Here is a 22,246-nt window from a genome sequence, read left to right on the forward strand (position 1 = left end):
GCAAGATCGAGATCGATCCGATGATCACCCACACGCTGAAGCTCGAGGACATCAACAAGGGCTTTGACCTGATGCATGAAGGCAAGTCGATCAGGAGCGTGGTGGTTTACTGACGAGGAGAAAGCCGTCGGCTAACCAGCCAACGGCCGAAAAATGCAGATGTTCAACCAGGGAGGAGACAAAAATGCCGGAAAAACTGCATCCTAAAATCGACAATGGACTGCCACGGGAAAAGGCCGACTTTGCCGGCGGCACGCTGGTCTGCGCCTGCACCAGCAACCCGGTCAAGGTGAAGGTCAAGGGCCAGATCGCCCACAACCATGCCTGCGGCTGCACCAAATGCTGGAAGCCGGAAGGCGCGCTGTTCTCGGTCGTGGCGGTTGCCGGTACAAACGACGTGACGGTGACCGAAAACGGCGACAAGCTGAAGATCGTCGATCCGGGCGCGCTGATCCTGCGCCATGCCTGCACCGGCTGCGGCGTCCACATGCACGGCCCGGTCGAGCGCGACCACGCTTTCAAGGGGCTGTCCTTCATCCATCCCGAACGCTTCCAGGAAGACGGCTGGTCACCGCCGGGCTTCACCGCCTTTGTCTCTTCGATCATCGAGTCCGGTGTCGATCCGAGCCGCATGGACGGCATAAGGTCACAGCTGAAGTCGATCGGGCTCGAACCTTATGATTGCCTCAATCCAGGACTGATGGACTATATCGCCACCTGGACGGCCAAGCGGTCCGGCGCGTTGCCGGCCTAACGAGTGATCAGACACTATCTTTGGGGGCCGGACGAAATCGCCCGGTCCCAGGCGTTGGAACGAACGCAGGCGAGCGCGTAGACGGACACGCTCCGTAAGTCATTGCTGACGTGCTGTCAGCCTCGGGGGGCGCTGGGCTCAACGGGAATACGCTGAAATTGGTCCAACCGGATCGTACAGCTTCAAGATCAGCGACTGCGATCAGTTGGTTCTGGCTTGGCGCGGCCCAGATCGTGGACTAGCTTGGATATCGCGGGCAAAGTCGCGCCCAAAGCGCGATGGCGGCAAGGTGGTGCTCCTTACCAGTACGATATCGAGCGCCTAGCGGGGCTTGAACGGCAGCACCATCAGCCTGCTGCGTTTTGTCCCGGAAACCGGCCCTTATACCAGCGCGACCCCAGACCAGCCGATACCATCGGTGCGGCCGCGAACAAGGCGGGCGTCGGGGAAGCGTCGTGTGGCGGCCTGCAACAGTGCGAAAGCCAGCGGTCACTGGCTGTCACGCGAAGCCGGAAGTCGGTCACGACCTGTCTCCGTTTCAATGGATCCGTCGCCGGCACATTCGGTCGATTTGGGCCACCGGGCAAGGTATTGCATTTCAGAACGGCCACATCTGCCGCGTGGCGCCGCGGAAATCATGACCACATTCTGCTTTAGCCGGCCAAGATGGCAATGTACTATTTGCCAATAAGCTGGCCATGGTTGCAGGACTATTCTAGGCCAGACCAAACCGAAATGAAGCTGATGACCGATCGCGCCAGGTTCCTGATCATTGACGACCATCCGCTGTTTCGCGAGGCGCTGCATAGTGCCGTGCAGATGGCCTATCCGGAAGTCGACACGGTCGAGGCACGCTCGATTGCCGAGGCGCTCGAGCTTCTGACGGATGCCAAGCCGTTCGACCTGGCGCTGCTCGATCTCAGCATGCCCGACGTGCATGGGTTTGACGGGCTGCTGCAGCTCAGGACGCGTTATCCGCGCCTGCCGGTGGTCATCGTCTCCGGCTATGAGGAACCGAAGATCATTTCGGAGGCGCTGTCCTACGGTGCGGCCGGCTTCATCCCGAAATCGGCGCGCAAGAGCGACCTTGCCACCGCCATCCGCTCGGTGATGGAAGGCGCGATCTATGTTCCCGAGACTTATGAAGGCCGGCCGCGCGACGCCGACAGCACCGACCGCGCCGAGATGGTGCAGCGCCTGGCCACGCTGACGCCGCAGCAGCTCAAGGTGCTGCAGATGCTGCGCCAGGGCCTGCTCAACAAGCAGATCGCCTACGAGCTGCAGGTCGGCGAGACCACCGTCAAGGCGCATGTCTCGGAAATCCTGCGCAAGCTCAACGTCTACAGCCGCACACAGGCGGTGATCGAGGTCTCAAAGCTCGACAACGCCGAGCTGTTTCGCGATCCGGCCGGGTTTTGAGAGGTCGGTGCCGATGCCCCTGCAAACGAAGCAGCAAGGCGCTGCGATCAGGTGAATGTCTCAAAGGCGTTTGATCTGCTGCTCCCTATCCGAATGATATAGACGAAATGATTTCTCTCGTTTCGCCTACCTCATCGATGAGATCGTATTCCTCGCCTTGCGCGAGGTAGGTCACGAATGCAAAATCGTTTCCATTCGACAAATACCAGGCCAATAAGGTTTGATCTGTAGTCCGCGACGAAACGCCAACACACATTACGTCGCCAAATTTTCTCTCAAAAATCCGCTCGACATCTATGAAATTGTTTCGACAAAACTCGATCATAAACGTTCTAAGAACATCGAAATCTGCATTTGGCTTTTCTCCGCTTCGATATTCGCAATAGAGAATTGAAGGGTGCCGCCGGCATTGATTCTTTAAACTAAGTAGGCGGCGATCCCTCGGGGAGGTTGTCAGTTATGTCTTCCCATCCGACGGGCAAGTCGAAGGTGCCGTAGAACTGCACTGTCATTGTGGGTTTCCCGGGGCCCCTCAGTCGCGCATGGGCATGCCCGGCATAGTCACGGCACCGCGTCGGCGCGCATAAGCGTCACCCTTGTTATCCGGTTTGCATGAGCGTGATATGAGATATGTATTGAATGATGCGCCTCGTCGAAGCGGTCCCAAGGGCCGTATTCACCCAAAAAAGGATCTCTCCGTGCCGCGCCGCTTTTTGAGGGCACGCCAAAGATATTCAGCACGTCGTTGCGACTGGATGAAAAGGGGATATCAAGGAGGTCTCGATCCAAATTGTCAGCTTCTATGAATATGGTGTCTATTTTTTCATCGCGATCGCAGATGAAGGAAAATTTGTGACGCGCAGAAACGTAATCTATGCGGATTTCCGGAAGATCATGATCTACAGTTCGTTTGAATTTCCAGGATTCAAAAGGCGGTGACGTCAAAAGAGATGACGCCGGTTTTCCCAAGTAGTCGAGGATCGCGTTAGCCATTCTCTAAGCCAGCAGATGCGCCAGCAACGCCCTCAGTTGGGCCGGCTTCAGCGGCTTGCGCATCAGCTCGATGCCGGCGGCGCGGGCGGCCTTGGCGACACTTTCCGAGCCGTCGGCGGTGACGATCAGCGCCGGCACCGCGCGGCCGAGACAATCACGGACTTTGGCGATAGTGGTGGTGCCGAGGTCGCCGCCGTCGAGATGCTGGTCGGCTATGACAATATCTGGCAACCAGTCGGTGTCGCCAAGCATGTCGAGCGCGTCACCGGTCGAGGTGGCGGGGCGCACCAGGCATTGCCAGCGCTCGAGCAGGGAGGTCATCGCCTGCAGCACGTCGATGTCGTTCTCGACCAGCAGCACCCTTGTGCCGAACAGACCGTAGCCGCGCGGCCGCTCCATGTCGACGGTGCTGGCGATTGGATCGGCCGTGTCGCCGATCCCGACCGGAACGTCGATATGGAAAATCGTGCCATGTCCGACCTTCGACGAAAACGTGACGGGATGGCCGAGTGCCGCGGCGATGCGGCGCACGATGGCCAGCCCCAACCCCAGCCCGCCGGCGGCAAGCCCGGCATCCGTCGGGATCACGCCGCGATGGAATTCCTCGAATACCGCCTCGCGCTGGTCGTCGGGGATGCCGCAGCCGGTATCGGCGACGTCGATGCGGATCGTGTCGCCGCGATGCCTGGTGCCGACCAACACGCCGCCCGAGCGGGTATAGCGCAGTGCATTGGACAGGATGTTCTGCAGGATGCGGCGCAGCAAGGTTCGGTCCGAACGAACGAGCGCATCGACCGGCCGGAACTTCAGCGTCAGCCCCTTCATCTCCGCGACCGGCTGAAAATCCGAGCGCAGAGACGAAAACAGCGTCTCCAGGCTGACATCGGTGATGTCGGGCTGCACGACGCCGGCATCGAGCTTGGAAATGTCGAGCAAGGTGCGGAGCAGGTCCTCCATCGTCTCCAGCGATCGCTCGACCTGGCGGACCAGCTTTCTGCCTTCCTCGCTGGTCTGTACTTCAGCAAGCGCCGAGACCGACAGATGCGCGGCGTTCAGCGGCTGCAGCACGTCATGGCTGGCGGCCGCCAGGAACCTGGTCTTGGACAGGTTCGCCAGCTCGGCGTTTTCCTTGGCTGCGTTCAAGTCGATGTTCGACTGCTCCAGCCGGCGCAAGGTCGAATGCAGCTCTTCGGTGCGGCTGCGCACCCGGCTCTCAAGCGAAATGGCGGTCTGGAACAGCGAAAAGGCATTGCCTTGCTGGTCCATGGAACGCTCGACGCGGCTGATCAGCGCGGCGTTGATCTTCTTCAGCCTTTCCAGGTCGTCGATGTTCCTGAGCGGCATCCCGGATTTCCTACTCCGCCGCTTCGGCCGGATTGCGTTCACCGAAGGCGATGCCGGTGAAGGTCTGGTTCAGATGCATCGAACGGTACTGTTCGCCATAGGTGCCGAAGCCGAGGACGTTGTTGACCTTGTAGAGTTCCGAAATCTCGCGATAGACCTGCCGATTGCGCGCGTCGAGCCGGCGCAGCACGCAGTCGAAACCGAGGATCAGGTCGATGCCGCCAAGCCTTTCGCTGACGTCGCTGAGCGCGGCGCGGGTCGCCTCGACCATGTCCTTAGGCTGGGCGACGGCAAGCACGACACCATCGTCGATGGCGCAGAAGAACGACAGCGAGCCGTCCGCGTGCATCTTCTGGATTGAACGGCAGTAAAATTCGCCGCCGACTTTCACCACCACCGGATGCGAGGCAAAACTCAATGGCGTCAGCATCTGCGCGACAACGCCGACCGAGGCGGCATATTCCTCGGCGGCAATGGTGGCGTTGAATTCGCGCACGATGCGATGGTCGGGATCGGATGCCGTCACCACCAGCTTCTCGTCGGTGGGAACGAAATTGTCGGTCTTGAACACGTGGAAAGGAATTTCCGTGGTGACCAGCACGATGATGGCGCTGTCGGAGGTCACTTTGCCGTTCGAGATCAGCCGTGTTGTCTCGAATTTCAAATCATCGCCAGCCGACCCACCGATCAGTGGGATGTCGTCGAGCCCCCAATGGATGGCGGAGGTCACCGCTTCTTCGGCATAAGACAGGCCGTCGATCAAGCAGAGCGCGAAAGTGGTGTCGGCCCGCTCGTGCCCGAGGCGCTCGTGTAACGAACGCCTCAGCGCCTCGACTTCGCCGGTAATCCCGTCCATGCCCGATGAGGACAGATTTTCGACCATGGTGCTGGCTGCCGAAAACGATACGGAGGGAAGCAGCATAGCCAGGATCTGGCCTTCCTCCAGCCCCTTGGGCGTTATCTCACCGGCTGTCGAGCAGCCGGCATAGTGGAGCGCCGGTGCGTGGGTCTTCAGCGCTTCCGACAGGGCGACGGCCTCTATGAGGCTCTGCGAGAAAAACAGGAGGGCAAACCCGGCGTCAATGGCCGCTGCTTCCGCTGCCACCGCCCGGGCGAACGCATCCGCGTCAGATTCGTCGGTGGTGAGCACCGAAACGCCGCATGCATAGCGCGTCCGTGACTTGGCCAGCGGCTTCCTCCTCCATTTCCTCCAACGCTCTTTTTTGTGCGCGTCTGGCGCGCCGGCGTCGAGGTCATTGTTGTCTTGAAGCGGCGCTTTGGCAATTAGCCAACATGATGGATTTGAAGTTTCTGCCGTTTGACGGCGTCCGCGCTGCCGCTCACAGACGAAAGGCCGCGTCGCACCGCCATCCGTGCAACGAAGGCCCAGCTGAATTTGCCGCAGGCGAATGTCAAGGCTCGACGTGCCAAGAATGGGGCAGGATATCGCGCTTAGCCGTTGCCGCTTTGGACAGGGTGTTAGTCTAGTCTGGCGGTTGTCGTAGTCAATCCGGGGCAGGTGACAGCCTACGCGAATGCGCTCGGCAAGCGGGCCAGGACCGACACCACCGATGCTGCTGTAACGCTGCCTTCGTTGGGTCGAGCAAGCGGCAAGTGCCCGTTGCGCGGCACCGAAGCCGAGGCCCTGGCCGGGCTCGTCGCTCGCCGCCGTCAGATTGTGCGGATGATCGCAGCCGAGAGAGCCATGCCCGCACCGCCATGGCAACGCAGGCACCAAAGAGCATCCAGCCAAAAGGAAAAGACCGGCTGGAGAAGGTGTTGTTTCGCGGTTATTTCCGATCGCTTAGACTCAATTAGGCGACTTTGAGATCTTTCATCGCCTTTTCAACGACATCCTTGATCGGCCTCGATACATCTTCGGCAGCCTTGGTCGTCACGGCCTGAAATTCCTTGGCCTGCTCGACGGTCTTTTCGAGCTGCGTGCGCAAGAAGGCAGTCTGCAGTTCGATGAACTCGGACGGCGACTTCACGGCAACCAGCGCTTCGAGGTGCGAGAAGCCGGCTTCGGCATTGGCGCGCAGAGCAGCAATTGTCTTCAGCGACAACTCGTTGCCGACGGTCTTGGCGGTTTCGAAGCTCGACTGCAGAGCCTTCTGGGTCGTCTCGGTGCCTGACGCAAATTTCGCATAGGCTTCTTTCGACTGCTCGACGCCCTTTTCGGCGACAGCGCGGACCTGGTCGGCAGCCTTCGACGCGTCGAAGGTGGGGAATGAGGTATTTTCAACGGTGTCAGCGGTCTTGGCCACAGTTTCCATCCTTTCCGGTGGACGGCCTTTCACAAAAGCCGTCTCGTTCATTTACGAAACTGACGTTACGGCATTTATAGTGCATTGCAATATTTTTGTGCGACGCACCATCCCTCTTCCAGCGTTCCGAGGGGGCATGCGGAGGGTCGGTGGCATCTCGAGATCGCCGGTTCTGCAGGAAGAACTCTTCTGGACGGATCACCTGATCCAGCATAGCCTCGCAACAGCGCGCGACGTTTTGCCACCTGCGTATCTACTTCAGCCGCTATTCGGCAACCGTCCAAGTCTACGTCAATGAAAGCGTTAAATTCGTGCGCCGCAAACTTTCAGTCGGCGTACCCGCTGGGCACAAGGCGATCGCTTTCCTTAGCGCGCCATCGAGAAGTTGCCTCGATATGGCGGTGGTTGACGCGAAGGCGCGCCTCTACCGCTTCCAGTGCGCCGTGAAGTGACCACCCCTGGTGGTCTATCGGTTAGCCAAGTTCCGGATCAGTGCGGATGCCTGAAGAAGACAACCGCTTCCTATCATCCAGGCATACAGTCCCACATGATCCGACGGGCTGAAGCCGGTGGGCAAATGCACGATAGGCATTCGAAACGACTTATCGTCGATCACCAACCCAACGGATCGAAGATCCGGTGGCACGTTTCCGGGAATTGCCAAAATTGGGGTATCCTTGTCCCAGACCAAGCTTGTCGCCAGCGACTCTTCATTATAGGCAACCGAAACATCCGCCCTGTGCCCCGGTGGGCGCCAAAGCTCCAGTTTGAGGTCATAAACGCAGCCTGTCAGACCATTTTCGACCGGCACCATCCAAGGTTCCAAGGTGGCGGCCGTCGTGTCGGAAACGCCACGAGATCCACCTATGGTTTGGAGCTGACCAGCGGCATTCCCCAATAGATCCGAAATCGCAGTCAAACTCGAAGAAGCGCCTGCCGCCCCGTTAGACGTTGATCCAGAATCCGATGCGTCGTCGGTCACCACAATATCCGCGGGTCCCGGCAACGCAGTGACCGAGCCATCGTCACCCATCAAAGTGACAGTCGATCCACCCTCGATATGCACGAGGTCGCCCAGTCTGAACAGTTTGCCGAGCTGAGGGCTGTCCGCGGGAGGATCGACAGCGACAACGACATACTCGCTGGCCGCAAGAGCGCTCGAGCAGGAACCAACTGCTGCGATGGCCGCAGCCAGTAGGAAAATGATTTTGGGTTGCCGATACATGACGCACGTTCAACCATACGCTTGTTTTACTTGCCTTCAAGATAGATCCTATCGCCAGCCTCACCCTGCTTCAGTCTCCCAAGGTGATAAGCAACGAGGCCATCGTTGGGATATTGAATGGCCAGCGATGCAAAGGCAGCAGCGGCAGTCTTGTCGCGCGCGGACATCAGCAAGTAAGCTTGCGAGTAAGCCTCCACCATCTCGCGATTCATACGCCCGTCTTCCAGCAACTCGAAGGCTGAGATCCACTCAGTCTTGCCTTTCAGACACAACACACCGGACGGCCGAAGCAGGTAGTCATCGGAAGAGTTCGCCACCTCCTCGCTGATGCAGTTCACGGTACCTAGAAACTTGTTCGCGCCTTCGAGCCTGGCAGCGGTGTTCACCGTATCGCCCATGGCCGTGTAGTTGAAGAATCGATTGCCCCCAAAATTTCCGACAACTGCAGGTCCTCGATGGACGCCGATACGAGTGACGCCAACGTCATGGCCTCTAGACTTTAGATCTGTCCGAAATCTTCGAGACATCGCGACGGTAGCAAGCGTTAGTTTTAGGGCCCTTTCGGCTTGGTCCTCCTGCACACCCGGTGCGCCAAAAAAACCAATGACTGCATCGCCTATTAGTTTGTCTATCGTGGCGCCATGTTCAATGAAGAGACCACAAACCGCCTCGAGGTATTCATTCAGAACCGTAGCAAATACCTCTGGTTCCGTCCGTTCGCCCAAACTGGTGAATCCCTCAAGGTCGGTGAACACGCACGTTATCAAGCGTTCGGATCCGCCGAGGCGCAGTGACGCCGGCTTGCTGACTAGCTCTGCCACGACTGCCGGGCTGAGATACTGAGAGAACGCGTTCTGGACGAAACGCCTTTCTTTCGAGTCCCGGTGCCATGCCAGAATTGCGACGAATCCGGAGAGCCCTAGCAGCAGCATCGACGGCGCGACCATAGGTAACAGAATTCCGGCCTTGGCAAACGCGGTTGCTTCTAAGATCAAAACCGAAACGACTGCGCCGATGATGACCACAGGTTTCACCAACACTGATATGCGGAGCCAAGCGACCCAGATGCAGAGCGCCGTCGCGAGAACGAAGGGCGCAAACGCCGCCACCGCCTCTGGCGTAATGATTTTGTCGCCCTTGATCAATCTCGCCAGCGCATTGGCATGAATAACGACACCCGGCAGCGCTCCGGCAACAGAGCCGTTCAGCACGGCAAAGGGGGTTGCATGACGATCCTGCAGCGGGAGGTCAACGCCGATCAAAACGAACTTCCCGGCGAACCAGGCCGGGGGCGCGAAAGCGGCGGCGTGCGCCGGATATATTGTAAATCGTGCCGGATGAATGCCTGTAGCCCGATAGTAGACCATCTTCTCCGCAGCCTGCGATGCCGATATGCCGGCGGTCTGCGCGAGCGCTGATGCAAAGCTAGGTTGCCAGTTGCCATTCACCAGGCGCCCTGGAAATTCTTCCCGCACAACCCCGTCGACCCTATCATGAGACAGGGCCGCCAGTCCGCGGATGGCGCTTGGCGCGAAGCGACTAAGGTACGACAGTTGCTTGTCGGTAAGGTCGTCCTCGTGTGATGCAGATGCGACAATTACGGGACTTTCGGCCGCCTCGATAACCTCAGCCAGGCGCCGATCCTTCTCCGCCTCGGTTGGCTGATCGAAAAGCAAGTCAATGCCTATTGTTCTCGGATGAGCTTTATCGATTCTCTGCACGAGGTCGGCCAAGGCACCCCGATCCAGCGGCGATCTATAGGGAAATCTTTCCAAGGTCTGCTCTGTGATCGTCACGATCACGATGTCTGTCGGGGGCGCAACGAAGGGCGAGATGGTCGTCATCAAGACGTCGCGCAGCAGTTTCTCGCCCGAGGGAGAGAATGTGGCAATGCAGGCTCCCAGAATGAAAAAGAATCCGAGCGATGCGAAAAGGCGCCCTTTTTGAACCTTTCCGATCGGCGTGAAGACGGCCAAGCTGCGTGCAATCCGTTTCGGTGTCTATCGGCGTGAGTTTACACAGCATAGACCGCCGGCGAAGTGAGGGCTAGCGGTAGGCCCTTCGCTAAGTCCGTTGGACTGTCCGGTAGTGGGTCAGTTTGAAATTTGAGGGCCTCGACGCGGCCGTCGCCTTCGGACGTTGGCTCATATATGCTTAGCGGAACGCATGGGAGGGAAGGATGCGTGTCACAAGCCTGTTTTTCCTATTAACCGGTCTCACGATGCCAATTGCAGCCTTCGCTCAAGGCGAAGTATCGGTCGAACGAGGGTTGCAGGTATCAATCATCGGCGGGTGTCACGATTGCCATACCGAAGGCTACAGCGAAACAGAAGGCAAGATTGATCCTGAAAGGCTTTAATGGGCAACTCGGTCGGTTGGCGCGGTCCTTGGGGCACGACCTATGCGACCAATCTTCGGATAGATGCTTCGGTAATGAGCGAGCGTGGATTCGTAGGGATGCTGAAGCGCATTAGAACGTCTCCACCGATGCCTTGGTACAATCTTCGAGCGATGGAGGAGAGCGATATGCAATCGCTCTATCAATACATTAGGTCGCTCGGCAAACACGGGAAGCCGGCCCCCAGCCGCATTCGCCCTGATAAGGAACCGACGACGCCATACGTTCAACTTGTGCCACCCCAAATGCCGAAGAACTGACAAATATGCCCAAAGCTGAGGAAGAACGGCGCCCGGTAAAAAGCGCAGCGTCAGATTTCAAACTGATCCACTACCGACTATCCGTTGGACTTGACACTGCGAAGCACCGGGCTCAGTCTCGCAAGATTGCTCCGGTTTTGTCCAGTCTATCGACTGGTGAACCCGCTGAATGAGCCGAGACTAAGGATATACAGCCATGATGGCGCTTCGCTTCGCCATTGCGCTTCTTCTAGTTTCGCTGAGCGCCCAAGCGTGGGCAGAACGGCGCGTCGCGCTGGTCATCGGTAATTCTGCCTATAGATACGCGGTTCCACTTTCCAATCCAAAAAATGATGCGGTGGATATGACCGCAAAACTGCAGGCGTTGGGCTTTGAGGTGGTTGCAGGCGAGGACCTCGATCTGAGCGGGATGCGCGGCACGGTTCGAGATTTCATCGGCAAGCTGGATGGTGCCGACATGGCGCTTCTCTTCTATGCCGGCCATGGCGTCCAGGTGAACGGCACCAACTACATGGCTCCCGTTGATGCGCGGCTATCCACATATAACGACCTCGACTTCGAAGCCGTGCCCATGGACCTCGTCTTGTCGGCCATGGAGCGAACCACGAAGGTCAACCTGGTATTTTTGGATGCTTGCCGGGACAGTCCTTTCTCACAGAACCTTGGGCGCTCGATGGGTACGCGATCAGGGACGGTCGGTCGGGGCTTGGCAAAGCTAGGCACGGGCGTTGGATCGCTCATAGCCTTTGCAACGCAGCCCGGGAACGTTGCGCTGGACGGCGAGGGAAGGAACTCGCCGTTCACATCTGCGCTGCTGAAGAATCTTGGTACGCCTGGCCAGGACATCTCCCGCGACCTCATCAACGTCCGTAGGGATGTGCTTGAAGCAACCGACGGCAAGCAAGTGCCATGGGACAACTCCTCGCTGACGGGCGACGTCATTTTGCAACCGTTGTCCGGAAACACCGCTGTCACGGCGGGTGCGAAAGGAGGGGACGTAGAAGTCGCCTATTGGGAGACCATCAAGGAAAAAACGGACAAGCGCTTCTTTGAGGCCTATCTCAGACAGTATCCAAGCGGCGCCTTTGCGGCGTTAGCCAGCTTGAAGATCGACGAGATCGAACAGGCAGCAACAGATCGTGGCAAAGCCCCCTCGATTTCCATCGCGGGCGTGGCGGTTGCAGAAGCTCATCCTGATTTAGATGTGACGCAAGCTTTGGCTGATCCGCGCGCGTTGACAAAGGCAACGCAAACAGAGCTAACGCGAGTCGGCTGCCTTGTCGGACAGGCAGACGGCAAATGGGGACCGGGAAGTCGGAAAGCTCTTCAAGCCTTTGCCGAGCAGCGGGGATTGAAGCTTGCCAGCCTGGAGCCGACGAAAGAGGTGTTGCGCGCAATCAAGAATATCCCAGAACGTGTCTGCGCTCCGGTCAAGGTAAAGGCTTTTGATGGCGCGTGGGCACTGACGCGGCGCGCAGGTAATTCCGCCTGCGATTACACTGAACAGTCAACGACAATCTTTATCGATGGAACGGAAATTTCCGCGATGGTGCCGTTGGCCGGAACAATCACCGCCGATGGGGCATTCGACATCTATTTAAGTTTCGTCGATGACGATGGTGCGCCAAGGCAAAACCATATCATCGGCAGGCTTCAAGGTGCGAAAGGCAGCGGTGAGTTTTCTCGAGTCGGAGGCGAGTGTGCAGGTGTCGTAAGACTTGACAAGCGTACTGAATAGGGCCGGCATTTGCGGGTCCGTGCAAACGCCGACCAAACCATTCGGACGTGGTCCGTCTCATTGAACCAACGTTGAAGTCGCGTGGACTTTGCCGTCGTCGCGCACCTCGTAAAATTTGTCGTTGTCAATGTAGATAAGATGACAAACTGGTTTACCTTGGTCTTGTGAACAGGCCTTGTCGCCGTCGAAAGTCAATGGAACTTTGACCTTTATCTTAGTTTTGTTGTTCACCAAAGCTTCGCCAATGATCTGTTTTTTCTTCCAGTTCCAGACAAGAGTGGCAGTTATGGCAGCTCCAGCGTCGTATATGATTACATTTACCTTTTTCCCATTAGCAAAAGTCTTAAATTCTTCCATCGATGCTTTCTTCGCGCTACTTGGTAGATCCTCGGCCCAAGCGGACATAGCAAGTGAAAACGTAGCTACGACAACAAGCGATAACAGTTTCATCCTATCCTCCCCATCCCCCGCCGGTTTGACTGAAATGTCTATATATTCTTAAGCGAGGAGACTGAAAATTATCATGATAACAAGCTTTCAAGAAGCGGAAATCAGCGCGTCCTAGATGTCGTTGGGGACATTTGCTCAAGTTGAGCGAAGCCGCACATTCTAGCATGTTCCCTAGGATTTGCGCTTAAGCCAACGCGTTCTCGGTGTTTACAATGCGCAGACCGCCCGAGCGTGTGATGCGTGGTGTTTGGATTGCGAGCCTCTTTGCACTTACCGCCGCGTATGTTGCCGACCAAGCGGGCCTTGAGGGCATCGTCTCGAAGCGCGCCGACAGCCCGTATCGAAGCGGCCCGACGACGAATTGGCTGAAGACGAAGAGCTTCACAGTCCAGGAATACGAACTATTGGGCGTCGAGCGCGAGCCGGGCAAGGCGGCATTCGCCTTGCTGGCGAAGCCCGGTACCGGAAAATATGCCGGTTCGGCTTTCATCACCTTGAACCAGGAGATGCGCGAACGGCTGTGGAAGCGTGTCCAAGAGCACGCCGGGCCACCGCCGAAGGGCAAAAACGGCCGGCGACCATGGGTCAGGCCGGGCTGAAAGCCCACGTCAAGCATCTACGGGGCGAGTTCGGATTTCGCCACGCCTCACTGCAGGATTCAGAGAGGAGTGATACCTCCAGCGAACACGGCACGAATTAGCCGGCAAACCGCGGCGGGCGGGTGCCTCGGGGACAAGATGGTAGATTGCCAATGCGTTTGCGGGTGTGGCCTTAAGTCGCAAACTATTGGCTTCAGAAGCAGGGCGTCGGGCTTCATTGACGGTGCTGCCAACACCATATGGTGATCCATAGCCTCCCAAACGAGAGAAGCTCGCCCCTGACGGGTCGCACTGCGGCCGTCACCCGGCAATTGCTGTGAACTAGGAAACCATCATGCCTGAAAATATCAGACTAACTTCGAGAGATGTCCCCCTCATTCAGCTAGGCCTCTATCAATGCCGCTTCCCGGTGAGCGAAGACCCGTCAGTACCCGGTGGTTATCGTTTTTGTGCTGGGCCAACTTCGCCGGATCGCGTCTACTGCGATCACCACCACAACATTGTGACCGCCGTGGACCCTCGTCGAGCCCGTTCGGGTCTCCACCTCGCTCAACGACGCGCTGCGTAAGTCTGACTGGCGGCGGCCTCCCGGCCAGGCGCTATGCGCTCCAAGGCCTTGGCTACGACCATTCCGTCGGCTCGGTCTGGCGCATCCTCCCTTATGCCGTCTTCGCCGATGTATCCCCCCGTCGCCCGATTGAGAACGACGACTTCTCGCCGAAGCGATCGCTTCGTAGCCCGACTGGAAGCTCAGTGTGCTTTTGTAGAGGTCGAGGGTCCAATCCAACGTCTGGACTCCACTGGAGTGCCTGCACTCGAGAGCGATTGGCTCTGCGGCAGCCGATAAGGACCAAATGCGCCATCTGCGGAAGTTCGAGGCATCGCCGATGAACGGCAGCCATCGGGCCCGTCGCAGAAGTTGGGGTGCGAGCGCACTATGGCGCAAGTCGGCCCCATTGCCGACTTTCCCGCACCCAATATTCCTATGAAGGATGATCTTGCTTTGAGGGCAACCACCGTCCACAACACAAAGGCTTCAACGGTTTTTATGCGGCCAATCGGACTTCTGCCGGGCCACAACCGGACAGCCGTTCACTCCGGCAACCCCGCGAACCGCATGTGTCCGATCCAGCGATCGAGGGCCCCGGGGGCGAGGTAGTTTTTCTCCCATTGCCTGCGTTGTTTGCTGATGGAGTCGCCGGGCGAGTCTTTGAGGAAAACCGCAAGTGCTTCCTTTGCTTCCCGCTTGTTTCCCAGACAAGCGTGGATCCCGGCAAGCATGCGCTGTGCGCCGCTCGGGATTCTAGACATTTTCCGCATCGCCGTCAGCGCAGCCCCGCAATCGTTCTTTTCGTAGAGCGCCCAGCCCATCTGCCAGTGGAACCAGTCAGGGTGGAAGGGATCGATGCCCTTGGCCTGCTCGATCCGATCAATCGCTTCGTCCGTGCGGCCAACGTTCAGCAGCACGCCTGCACTCATGACGAGGATATTCGAGTCGCTGGGGTTCAGGGCGATCGCCTGATCGTACCGGGCAAGGGCCTGCTCCATCTCGCCGGCTTCGGTGTGGATGCTGGCGCGGATGTTATGCGCCTCGGAATCGTCGGGAGCGAGTAGAATAGCCTTGTCGGCGTATTCGGCGGCCCGCTTCAACGCCTCGTCGGGGTTATTTTCCTGCTTGTGCCAGAATACCGCGTCATTGCGATAGGACCAGGCCATCCCGATATAGCCGAACTGGGCGTTCGGATCCGCTTCGATCGCCTTGAGGCTGAACTGCCTTAGCAGATCGTTCCCCGCGGCAGAGAAATTGATCTCGGCCCTTCCCATCAACTCGGCCCTTCCCATCAGGTAGTAGCGGAGCGCGCTGACCTGCGCGGCGTCACTCCTTGGCAGCGGGCGCTGGATTCTCTGCCCGACCCGATCCGCAAGCGTGCGGATGATTTCCTCCTGGACGACGAAAAAATTGCCAATCTCCCGGTTGTAGGTGTTGGCCCAGACATGCGATCCGTCATGCGCATTCAGCAACTGGGCGGTCACTTTCAGCCGGTCTCCGACCTTCTGCTGGCTGCCTTCGAGCAGGTAGTCGACGCCGAGTTCATCTCCGATCTTCCTGGTGTCGACCGGCTGGTCGCGGTACCTGAAGCTCGAGTTTCGGGCGATGACGGCATAAGTCTTGCTCCGCGAAAGCTCGGTGATGATCCCCTCGGCGACGGCATCGCTGAGATATCCCTTATCCGCGCCGGTACTGAAGTCGTCGAAGGGAAGGATCGCAATCCTCGGCATGTCGCTCGAAGGAACTGGAGCGGCTCGCCATATTTCCGCGCCGTAGTATGCGCCGATCGCTGCCGGGACGAGAACGATTGCAGCAAGAATGAAGCCGCGCTGCGAGAATCGTGTCTTGGCACGTTCCGTGTCGGCTGCGGCGTTTGCGTCCGCCGCGTCCGACGGATTGGCATTCAGCCGGTAGCCTCGCTTGGGGAGGGTTTCCACGGTCACGTGCGCGTCGTCCCTCAATGCGCGGCGAATATCGGCAATGCATTGAGTGAGGCTGTCGTCGGTCACGAAGGTCTCGGGCCAAACCGCCTGCATCAGCGCATCCTTGGACACGATTTCGCCCGGTCGCGCCGCGAGCACCGAGAGCACCTCGGCGGACTGGCTGCGAAGATTGACCGCTTTGCCTTCGACGGTTCGGAGTTCTTTGCTTTTCGTCAGGAAGGCAAAACCGCGAAACGTGATCGTTTCAGCAGATTTCAGGTCAATTTCAGGGGCCGTTCGGGACATTTCACCTTCCTGGCGCGCTTCCTAGTTTAGCCCATTCGGCCTTCGCCTCCAAGCGATCCCAGCAGCACCGGATGAAACGGAGGACGACATGAATCGCACCAAGCTCATCATCGCTCTCGCTCTTCTTTTGGCAACGCAAACGGCTGCAAAACCGGATCCCCGCATCGCGAGATTCTGTGGTCCTGACCATGTCAACGAGGTTGCCTCAGACGACGTCCGTCCCAACCCCGGCGGTTATTGTGTCGCCAGCCTTAAGTCGATGGATAACCGGGCCATGTTCACCGCCATCGCTGTCACAATCCTTCTGACCAACCAGGGGGAGCTAATCAGGCTCCCCGACGTGAAACCCATGACCTCCATGGCGGAGTGCAGAGCTTGGACCCATCAACAGGAGTTCATGCGCGTACTCCCCGGCTATCTCGCCACCTTCCATTACTGCGACAACGCATCAGAACCATGATTTTGCAAGGCCTGGCTGTTCACGCTCGGATCGAAGGATGGCACCACTCCTGCCGGGACCAAGGTCGTCGAGATCGGGCCTGTTCCGCCGATCAGTGCGAGCGAGTATTTGCTGCGCGTCAACGGCCCGGTGGAGCGACGGTGCCAAGACGCCGATCCATACACATCCGGGACCGGAGGCCTTCTATGTCCTGGGCGGCAAGCTTGGCCAAAGAACGCCCCCCGGAGTGAGCTATGCCGAAGCCGGCACGACCATGGTCGGACACGGGGTCGACATGCCGATGGAGGTGTTCAGCGCCGGCACAACCGCTCTTGATGAGCTGGCCATCTTCATGGTGGACGCCAATCGGCCGTTCTCGTCGCCGGCCAGCCTCGACTGAGGCGACGTTTCGCGGGGTGGCGCGCATGTTTGGTACGAGCTGAGGCGGCACCCCAGCGAAGATCCGCAAGATTCGGGAAATTTGGATTTTCGCTTACACGCATCATCGAAGCCGTCGGGCGGCACTGGGGCGCGGCGCTATCCGCATCTCAGCCGCAGCTCGCGCTGGCTCCCGGATCATATCGAGTCCGGCGGGACAAGAAAACAGTTCTCATGCTCTTGGGTCGGATGGAGGCATATATGATAGTCGCCGTCCTGCGACGGAATCTCATCACCATATGGGATGAAATATCGCTGTTGCCGCGTGATCTTCCGATGATCCCCGGCCCTCAGGATCACAACCCAGCCACCGAGACGAACATGAACCGCGCCGTTTGGGATTCGCTGACACTCGCCATGTTCGGCGTCGCCGTGACAGCAGGCCGGCGGATAGCTCCATCCGGACGGGGCATCATGTGCGCTCGAGGGAACCAAGAATCCTGACGACGAAAGGGCCGCAAGGACGACCGCGGCAGGGCTTGGCGCCGCGGCATTCCCTTTTCCGATTGCCGCTTCGGCCACATGTTGAAGCAATTACACGCCTTTATTAGCATTAGCTAACAAAAAGGTGCTGAGGCGTCATCTTATGCACCCGTTCTTGCGTTCCGTTTCGGCATGCTGTCTACCCGGTTCTATCCCGGTTGTGTGTCTCAGTTTGAAATTTCGCGTTCGCTTTCGTTACGCCGTTTCCTGCCTTTGCGTGACAACCGCGTCATCCAGAGGGCAGTGCAACATCACGACCGATGCGGAATCCGTCAAAGCGGTGCGAAACTTCGTAGGAGCAAGGTCTTCGCGAGTGCCGGGCAGGGGATATTTGTCACCACCGCCTCTCGTTCTCGAAAGTAGAGCGAGCGCTACCGAGGAAGGCCCGAGAGACGAACTCAAGGCTGCATCTGGAGCTGATCGACGGAGAGCGGTTGCTTGAGATGCTTTACACAACCAACGCGCCGAAGCCTGCCCTGCCTCGGCCGCAGGTCAAACTCGACCAGAAATGGCGGGACGTCCATGGCCCGGGCCATTCTCGCACTCGAATTTTACTGATTACATGAGCGGATGGCCCCGTTGGGGGAGCCGCAGACGCGCTCGGCCGAAAGTGTCTGCATTTGGTCTGAGATCGATCGGGTCGAAGCCAATTTCCACCTGCTGCGCTTCACGCTATTGCAAGACATTCAAATTTGAGCTTCCGCACTCATGCTTTGTCGAGAGTATCTCCGTAGGTTTTAGCCGTTCTGAATCGCCGTCGGCGACGATGACGACGAAATAGGAGAACGCAATGGCTCGCAATCACGTTGAACGTCTTGGAGAGTTTAGGGAAATCTTGGTCGCGACGCGGCGCGAAGGAGTCCGTAACGTGCACCATACTCGCGACGCAATGCGGGCAAGTGGCTTTCAGATCGGGGACAGCGACGGCTCCAGCTACGGAGCCGAGCTGAAGGTGCTCCAAGAGGAAATTGAGGCAGTCGATCGCGCCATCGAAGACGAGAAGCGGTTGGCCCTGGCCCTCGAGAGCGCGGCTCAATCCCGCCGACCGACTAAACCGAGAATCGTGAAGGGAACATAGAGTCAGGTAAGGCCCTTGGCGCCCGTCGCGTCGATCGCCTTCGGTACAGTGTCGGGCTCGTCGCCGCCGTGGCGCAGCGCCCTAAAAGCGGACGTTTCGCTTTCGGCCCCTAGCGCAACGCAGAGCATCTGCTCGGCAAAAATCGCTCCTGTGAACTCCGACGTCGCATGCCGGACCAACAGGTTCGGCCAACATCAGGTGTGACGCAGTCCCAACAAACATGCAGTTCAGACAATCGATTACGCGTCTTTGTTGAAGTCGTGCCATGCGGCCGATCCGAAAGGATCGGCCGCATCCGGCATCCTTCACCTTCACTGACTGAAACACGCTTAAAAAAATCGGGGCCCCATGTAGACTAAGTTGCATGGACTAAGTCATGAGGCCCGCAATGCGCACCGTCAATATCCACGAGGCCAAGACGCATCTGTCTCGTCTTGTCGACAGGGCGGCCAAAGGCGAATCCTTCATTATCGCCAAATCCGGCAAGCCGATGGTCAAGGTCGTTGCCATAGACGCACCTGCGGCCGGCGAAATGCGTCGGGTGGGGTTTATGGCCGGGCGGTTTTCAGTTCCGGACGATTTTGATCGCATGGCCGATGACGAAATCGAGAAGCTGTTTGGCGGCCATGCATGAAACTTCTTCTCGAGACCCATCTTCTGCTCTGGGCGGCGGGCGAACCCGAAAACCTTCCGCGTGCCGGCCTCGCTGAGATCGAGAATGCCGACAACCACTTGACGTTCAGCGCCGCAAGTCTCTGGGAGATTGCCTTTAAACGCGGTCTGGGGCGCCCCGACTTCAGGGTCGATGCGCGTCTTTTACGTCGGGGCCTGATAGACAATGCCTATCATGAGCTGCCAATCACCGGCGAGTATGCCATTGCGGTGGATGGGCTTCCACCCATCCACAAGGACCCTTCGATCGGATCCTGATTGCTCAATCGATTGTGGAAGGCATTACTTTGCTGACCGTCGACGATCTGGTCGCGCAGTATCCTGGGCCCGTCCGTCGTCTCTGATCAAGCTGGGCCCCAAGCCCTTGGTAGGGTAGTCCAGCTATCGCTTCAGACCACCCATGAACGCCTTTACTCGAGCAGAGTCGACTTGGTTCCACCAGACGCCGTCGTGCTTCAGCGCGCTGGCGATGATGACCCCGTCGACAATGGCGAGGATATCCTTGGCATTGTCCGGCGTGACACCGCTGCCGACGAGCGTCGGCAGGCCGGCGGCCTGCTTGATCATGCTTATGTAGCCCAAATCCGCGGCGTGGCCGGTGCGCTGGCCAGTGGCGATGATGGCGTCGGCGTCGAAGAAGACCAGGTCCTTGACCAGTTCCTCCACCGGGCGGTCGGCGACGATGGCGTGTGCGCCGTGCTTGACATGCGCATCGGCGAAAATGCGGATGCCGTTGGCGCGCAGCCTGGCGCGGTAGCGTGCCGCGCGGCCCGATTCGCCTTCGACAAAGCCCTCATTGGCGACGTAGGCATTCGCCCATTGATTGACTCGGACGAAGCCGGCGCCGGCTGCGCTGGCGATCGCCAGGGCCGGGATCGCGGCATTGGCCAGCACATTGATGCCGATCGGCCTGCCGAGTTCGCGGCGGATGCGGTCGGAAACCACCGCCATGTAGGCCGCCGTCTCCGGGCCGATATCATCAGGCCTGGCGAACGGGATGTCGCCATGGTTCTCGACGATGACGCCGTCGCAGCCGCCGTCGAGATAGGCCTTGGCGTCGTCAAGCCCGCGCTGGTAGATCGCCTCGATAGCCTCGCCGTCATAGCGCGGAGCGCCGGGCAGCGGCGCCAGATGAACGACGCCGATCACCACCTTTGTGCGGCCGAAAAGGTCCACGAGCGCGTCGCCGCCGGATTGGCCGAGCTGGGTCATGAGAGCTCCATTTGATCGATGAGCGCCGCCATCTCGGAGGCGGAAGGACAGGATGCCAGCGTGCCCGGCCGTGTCACGGCGATTGCGGCGGCGGCGAGCGCCAGCTTCAGCGCCGAGATGACCGGCATGCCCCGGGCAAGCCCACCGGCCAGACAGCCGCAGAACACATCGCCCGCGCCGCTGGTGTCGAGCGCTTCGACTCGCGGCGCCGGCAAACGAAGCGGCTCTTCATGGCCCGGGCCAAGCAGGAGACAGCCTGCGGCGCCGAGGGTGATGACGACGGTGCCTGCGCCTTTGGCCACCAGCGCGCCAGCGGCTGCTGTCATGTCATCCCGGCCGGTCAAGATTTGCGCTTCGGATTGGTTGACCACCAGAACCTCCGCCAGGCCGAGATCGGGCAGCGAGGCCGTGTCGATCGGGCTGGCGTTGAGAACGGTGCGCGCACCGTTTTCCTTTGCTGCTCTGAGGCAGGCATTGGTCACGGCAGTCCGCAAATTTCCCTGGCAGACGAGGATGTCGCCGGGGGCGATCCAGCGGACAAATGCTGTTTGCGTCACCGGATCGAATGCCTCGCTGCAGGCGACGCCGCTGACAATGAAATTCTCTCCGCCTTTATCGACGACGATGGTCGAGCGGTCGCTCGGCAGCTCGAATTCGATCACCTCAAGGTCTGACAGCTCGCCGTCGAGGCGGCTCCTGATCCACGCGCCAGCGGGGTCCTTGCCGAGCGCCGTCCAGAACGTCACTTCTGCACCAGTCCGTGCTGCTGCGACCGCCTGGTTGGCGCCCTTGCCGCCGAGCCCGTCGGCATAGCTCACGGCATTCAAAGTCTCGCCCGCGGCAGGGAAGCGGCCGACGCGAAACACGGTATCGACGCAGGCATTGCCGACGACGTGGACATGCATGGCTCAGCTCTCACCGGTCGCCCAGCCAAGCATCTGTTCGAACAGGGTCTTGTAGCCTGGCCAGGCGATGAATTGCGGCGGAAGCCAATGCGGCCCGACATCGGATGTCCAGGCTACGGTGCGGCCCTTGCCGTAACGGCCGGTGACAAGCAGCGGCAGCGAGCCATAATCCGACGACACACTGGCCAGGACCTCGGCCCCGTCCTTCAGCGTCACCTCGTTAAAACCGAGCAGGATCGGCCAGTCCGAGCCGAGGCCCCTGAGGATGGGATGGCTCGACCCTGGTTTTGGCACGGGCGCAAAACCTTCGGGAACCTCGACGCGGTCGTCGTAGGCCAGGCAATTCACCGGCAGCACGTCCTCGACCGGGGTCTTGCGGTAGCGCGCGCCGCCATTGATGCCCTGGAAGCTGTAGTAACCGCCGAACATCAATAGACCGCCGCCGCCGCTGACGTAATCGCGGAGCAGGCGCAGGCGGTTCGGCGTCGGCTTGGAGTGGACCCAGGTGTCGGGATGCAGCAGCAGCGTGTTGGCGCCGATGTCGGAGAGCACGACCGCGTCATAGGCCGACAGCGCCTCCATGGTCTGTGGAAAGCCGCGCTGCGCCTCATGCGCCGGCATGAACGTGACGTCGAAGTCGGTCGCCTTCAGCGCGCCCAGCAACTCGTCTGCGCCGGTGTGGTAGGTAACGGTCGGAAACTGGTCGAAACCCTTGATATGGGTCGCGGTCGACACCCAGGATTCGCCGGCAAGCAGGATCTTCTTCTTGGACATTTGAACTCCAGTGTAATTCC

General features: G+C 59.1%; 21 protein-coding genes and 1 pseudogene. 10 read left to right on the plus strand and 12 right to left on the minus strand.

Annotated elements, in window-relative coordinates:
• Nucleotides 1–184 precede the first annotated feature (184 nt).
• Together gfa and NKH28_RS30015 are read left to right on the plus strand one after the other, a co-directional pair.
• A complete protein-coding gene (gene gfa / locus NKH28_RS30010; protein WP_352451333.1) occupies nt 185–754 on the plus strand; it encodes an S-(hydroxymethyl)glutathione synthase in 570 nt (189 codons plus the stop codon).
• 735 nt (nt 755–1,489) lie between these two features.
• Nucleotides 1,490–2,173: a response regulator gene (locus tag NKH28_RS30015; protein ID WP_352771191.1), complete on the plus strand. Its 684-nt coding sequence runs from the start codon at nt 1,490–1,492 to the stop codon at nt 2,171–2,173.
• A gap of 561 nt (nt 2,174–2,734) precedes the next feature.
• Here NKH28_RS30015 and NKH28_RS30020 read toward each other — a convergent pair.
• The 6 genes from NKH28_RS30020 to NKH28_RS30045 all read right to left on the minus strand — a co-directional run bounded on the left by NKH28_RS30020 (nt 2,735) and on the right by NKH28_RS30045 (nt 9,978).
• Nucleotides 2,735–3,166 carry a DUF6392 family protein gene (locus NKH28_RS30020; protein WP_352780222.1) on the minus strand — a complete coding sequence of 144 codons (432 nt, stop codon included), beginning with the start codon at nt 3,164–3,166 and terminating at the stop codon, nt 2,735–2,737.
• 3 nt (nt 3,167–3,169) lie between these two features.
• The gene (locus tag NKH28_RS30025) at nt 3,170–4,510 is read right to left on the minus strand and encodes an ATP-binding response regulator (RefSeq protein ID WP_352503406.1); all 1,341 of its coding nucleotides are present in this window, start codon (nt 4,508–4,510) and stop codon (nt 3,170–3,172) included.
• Between the two features lie 10 nt (nt 4,511–4,520).
• Nucleotides 4,521–5,660: an FIST N-terminal domain-containing protein gene (locus tag NKH28_RS30030; RefSeq protein ID WP_352981047.1), complete on the minus strand. Its 1,140-nt coding sequence runs from the start codon at nt 5,658–5,660 to the stop codon at nt 4,521–4,523.
• 664 nt (nt 5,661–6,324) lie between these two features.
• Entirely contained in the window at nt 6,325–6,786 is a 462-nt protein-coding gene (locus NKH28_RS30035) for a phasin (RefSeq protein WP_352981048.1), read from the minus strand.
• A 457-nt stretch (nt 6,787–7,243) separates the two neighbouring features.
• Nucleotides 7,244–8,002 (minus strand): hypothetical protein, encoded by a 759-nt coding sequence (locus NKH28_RS30040; protein ID WP_352774884.1) that lies wholly within the window; start codon nt 8,000–8,002, stop codon nt 7,244–7,246.
• Between the two features lie 26 nt (nt 8,003–8,028).
• The gene (locus NKH28_RS30045) at nt 8,029–9,978 is read right to left on the minus strand and encodes a CHASE2 domain-containing protein (protein ID WP_352981049.1); all 1,950 of its coding nucleotides are present in this window, start codon (nt 9,976–9,978) and stop codon (nt 8,029–8,031) included.
• A gap of 203 nt (nt 9,979–10,181) precedes the next feature.
• Between NKH28_RS30045 and NKH28_RS30050 the strand changes: the two genes are divergently transcribed.
• Together NKH28_RS30050 and NKH28_RS30055 are read left to right on the plus strand one after the other, a co-directional pair.
• Nucleotides 10,182–10,361, plus strand: a complete 180-nt coding sequence (locus NKH28_RS30050; protein WP_352541904.1) for a hypothetical protein — start codon at nt 10,182–10,184, stop codon at nt 10,359–10,361.
• A 495-nt stretch (nt 10,362–10,856) separates the two neighbouring features.
• On the plus strand, nt 10,857–12,398 hold the full coding sequence (locus tag NKH28_RS30055; RefSeq protein WP_352819430.1) for a caspase family protein: 1,542 nt from the start codon (nt 10,857–10,859) through the stop codon (nt 12,396–12,398).
• 57 nt (nt 12,399–12,455) lie between these two features.
• Here the strand turns inward: NKH28_RS30055 and NKH28_RS30060 are convergent, their stop codons facing one another.
• A complete protein-coding gene (locus NKH28_RS30060; RefSeq protein ID WP_352503416.1) occupies nt 12,456–12,848 on the minus strand; it encodes a hypothetical protein in 393 nt (130 codons plus the stop codon).
• Nucleotides 12,849–13,060: 212 nt separating this feature from the next.
• Between NKH28_RS30060 and NKH28_RS30065 the strand changes: the two genes are divergently transcribed.
• Nucleotides 13,061–13,447 (plus strand): hypothetical protein, encoded by a 387-nt coding sequence (locus tag NKH28_RS30065; RefSeq protein WP_352503417.1) that lies wholly within the window; start codon nt 13,061–13,063, stop codon nt 13,445–13,447.
• 1,092 nt (nt 13,448–14,539) lie between these two features.
• On the opposite strand, the gene NKH28_RS30075 is transcribed toward NKH28_RS30065, so the two are convergent.
• Nucleotides 14,540–16,225 carry a winged helix-turn-helix domain-containing tetratricopeptide repeat protein gene (locus NKH28_RS30075; protein WP_352819434.1) on the minus strand — a complete coding sequence of 562 codons (1,686 nt, stop codon included), beginning with the start codon at nt 16,223–16,225 and terminating at the stop codon, nt 14,540–14,542.
• A gap of 88 nt (nt 16,226–16,313) precedes the next feature.
• On the opposite strand from NKH28_RS30075, the gene NKH28_RS30080 reads away from it, so the two are divergent.
• The 3 genes from NKH28_RS30080 to NKH28_RS30090 all read left to right on the plus strand — a co-directional run bounded on the left by NKH28_RS30080 (nt 16,314) and on the right by NKH28_RS30090 (nt 18,663).
• Nucleotides 16,314–16,685, plus strand: a complete 372-nt coding sequence (locus NKH28_RS30080; protein ID WP_352820694.1) for a hypothetical protein — start codon at nt 16,314–16,316, stop codon at nt 16,683–16,685.
• Nucleotides 16,686–16,911: 226 nt separating this feature from the next.
• Nucleotides 16,912–17,064, plus strand: a complete 153-nt coding sequence (locus tag NKH28_RS30085) for a hypothetical protein (protein ID WP_352819437.1) — start codon at nt 16,912–16,914, stop codon at nt 17,062–17,064.
• Nucleotides 17,065–18,375: 1,311 nt separating this feature from the next.
• Nucleotides 18,376–18,663, plus strand: a complete 288-nt coding sequence (locus tag NKH28_RS30090) for a hypothetical protein (RefSeq protein ID WP_023679221.1) — start codon at nt 18,376–18,378, stop codon at nt 18,661–18,663.
• 2 nt (nt 18,664–18,665) lie between these two features.
• Here NKH28_RS30090 and NKH28_RS30095 read toward each other — a convergent pair whose 3' ends face one another.
• The gene (locus NKH28_RS30095; RefSeq protein WP_352819439.1) at nt 18,666–18,842 is read right to left on the minus strand and encodes a hypothetical protein; all 177 of its coding nucleotides are present in this window, start codon (nt 18,840–18,842) and stop codon (nt 18,666–18,668) included.
• A 209-nt stretch (nt 18,843–19,051) separates the two neighbouring features.
• Between NKH28_RS30095 and NKH28_RS30100 the strand changes: the two genes are divergently transcribed.
• Together NKH28_RS30100 and NKH28_RS30105 are read left to right on the plus strand one after the other, a co-directional pair.
• On the plus strand, nt 19,052–19,297 hold the full coding sequence (locus NKH28_RS30100) for a type II toxin-antitoxin system Phd/YefM family antitoxin (RefSeq protein WP_352819441.1): 246 nt from the start codon (nt 19,052–19,054) through the stop codon (nt 19,295–19,297).
• Nucleotides 19,294–19,679, plus strand: a pseudogene (locus NKH28_RS30105) (type II toxin-antitoxin system VapC family toxin). The gene NKH28_RS30100 and the pseudogene NKH28_RS30105 overlap by 4 nt, the downstream one beginning before the upstream one ends.
• 37 nt (nt 19,680–19,716) lie before the next feature.
• Here the strand turns inward: NKH28_RS30105 and NKH28_RS30110 are convergent.
• From NKH28_RS30110 to NKH28_RS30120, 3 genes are read right to left on the minus strand one after another with little or no spacing between them, the layout of a single operon-like run.
• A complete protein-coding gene (locus NKH28_RS30110) occupies nt 19,717–20,547 on the minus strand; it encodes a BtpA/SgcQ family protein (RefSeq protein WP_352819443.1) in 831 nt (276 codons plus the stop codon).
• The gene (locus NKH28_RS30115; RefSeq protein WP_352819445.1) at nt 20,544–21,452 is read right to left on the minus strand and encodes a ribokinase; all 909 of its coding nucleotides are present in this window, start codon (nt 21,450–21,452) and stop codon (nt 20,544–20,546) included. Before NKH28_RS30115 ends, NKH28_RS30110 begins: the two co-directional genes overlap by 4 nt.
• A 3-nt stretch (nt 21,453–21,455) precedes the next feature.
• The gene (locus NKH28_RS30120; RefSeq protein ID WP_352685652.1) at nt 21,456–22,226 is read right to left on the minus strand and encodes a glutamine amidotransferase; all 771 of its coding nucleotides are present in this window, start codon (nt 22,224–22,226) and stop codon (nt 21,456–21,458) included.
• Nucleotides 22,227–22,246 lie beyond the last annotated feature (20 nt).

The organism is Mesorhizobium sp. M1227, assembly GCF_040318315.1.
In the GTDB taxonomy this organism is placed as follows: domain Bacteria; phylum Pseudomonadota; class Alphaproteobacteria; order Rhizobiales; family Rhizobiaceae; genus Mesorhizobium.

Excerpts from the sequence above, each read along its gene's own strand:
- gfa (WP_352451333.1), top strand. The coding sequence starts at position 185 with ATGCCGGAAAAACTGCATCCTAAAATCGACAATGGACTGCCACGGGAA.
- NKH28_RS30015 (WP_352771191.1), top strand. The coding sequence starts at position 1,490 with ATGAAGCTGATGACCGATCGCGCCAGGTTCCTGATCATTGACGACCAT.
- NKH28_RS30020 (WP_352780222.1), bottom strand. The coding sequence starts at position 3,166 with ATGGCTAACGCGATCCTCGACTACTTGGGAAAACCGGCGTCATCTCTT.
- NKH28_RS30025 (WP_352503406.1), bottom strand. The coding sequence starts at position 4,510 with ATGCCGCTCAGGAACATCGACGACCTGGAAAGGCTGAAGAAGATCAAC.
- NKH28_RS30035 (WP_352981048.1), bottom strand. The coding sequence starts at position 6,786 with ATGGAAACTGTGGCCAAGACCGCTGACACCGTTGAAAATACCTCATTC.
- NKH28_RS30040 (WP_352774884.1), bottom strand. The coding sequence starts at position 8,002 with ATGTATCGGCAACCCAAAATCATTTTCCTACTGGCTGCGGCCATCGCA.
- NKH28_RS30050 (WP_352541904.1), top strand. The coding sequence starts at position 10,182 with ATGCGTGTCACAAGCCTGTTTTTCCTATTAACCGGTCTCACGATGCCA.
- NKH28_RS30055 (WP_352819430.1), top strand. The coding sequence starts at position 10,857 with ATGATGGCGCTTCGCTTCGCCATTGCGCTTCTTCTAGTTTCGCTGAGC.
- NKH28_RS30060 (WP_352503416.1), bottom strand. The coding sequence starts at position 12,848 with ATGAAACTGTTATCGCTTGTTGTCGTAGCTACGTTTTCACTTGCTATG.
- NKH28_RS30065 (WP_352503417.1), top strand. The coding sequence starts at position 13,061 with ATGCGCAGACCGCCCGAGCGTGTGATGCGTGGTGTTTGGATTGCGAGC.
- NKH28_RS30075 (WP_352819434.1), bottom strand. The coding sequence starts at position 16,225 with ATGTCCCGAACGGCCCCTGAAATTGACCTGAAATCTGCTGAAACGATC.
- NKH28_RS30080 (WP_352820694.1), top strand. The coding sequence starts at position 16,314 with ATGAATCGCACCAAGCTCATCATCGCTCTCGCTCTTCTTTTGGCAACG.
- NKH28_RS30090 (WP_023679221.1), top strand. The coding sequence starts at position 18,376 with ATGGCTCGCAATCACGTTGAACGTCTTGGAGAGTTTAGGGAAATCTTG.
- NKH28_RS30100 (WP_352819441.1), top strand. The coding sequence starts at position 19,052 with ATGCGCACCGTCAATATCCACGAGGCCAAGACGCATCTGTCTCGTCTT.
- NKH28_RS30110 (WP_352819443.1), bottom strand. The coding sequence starts at position 20,547 with ATGACCCAGCTCGGCCAATCCGGCGGCGACGCGCTCGTGGACCTTTTC.
- NKH28_RS30115 (WP_352819445.1), bottom strand. The coding sequence starts at position 21,452 with ATGCATGTCCACGTCGTCGGCAATGCCTGCGTCGATACCGTGTTTCGC.
- NKH28_RS30120 (WP_352685652.1), bottom strand. The coding sequence starts at position 22,226 with ATGTCCAAGAAGAAGATCCTGCTTGCCGGCGAATCCTGGGTGTCGACC.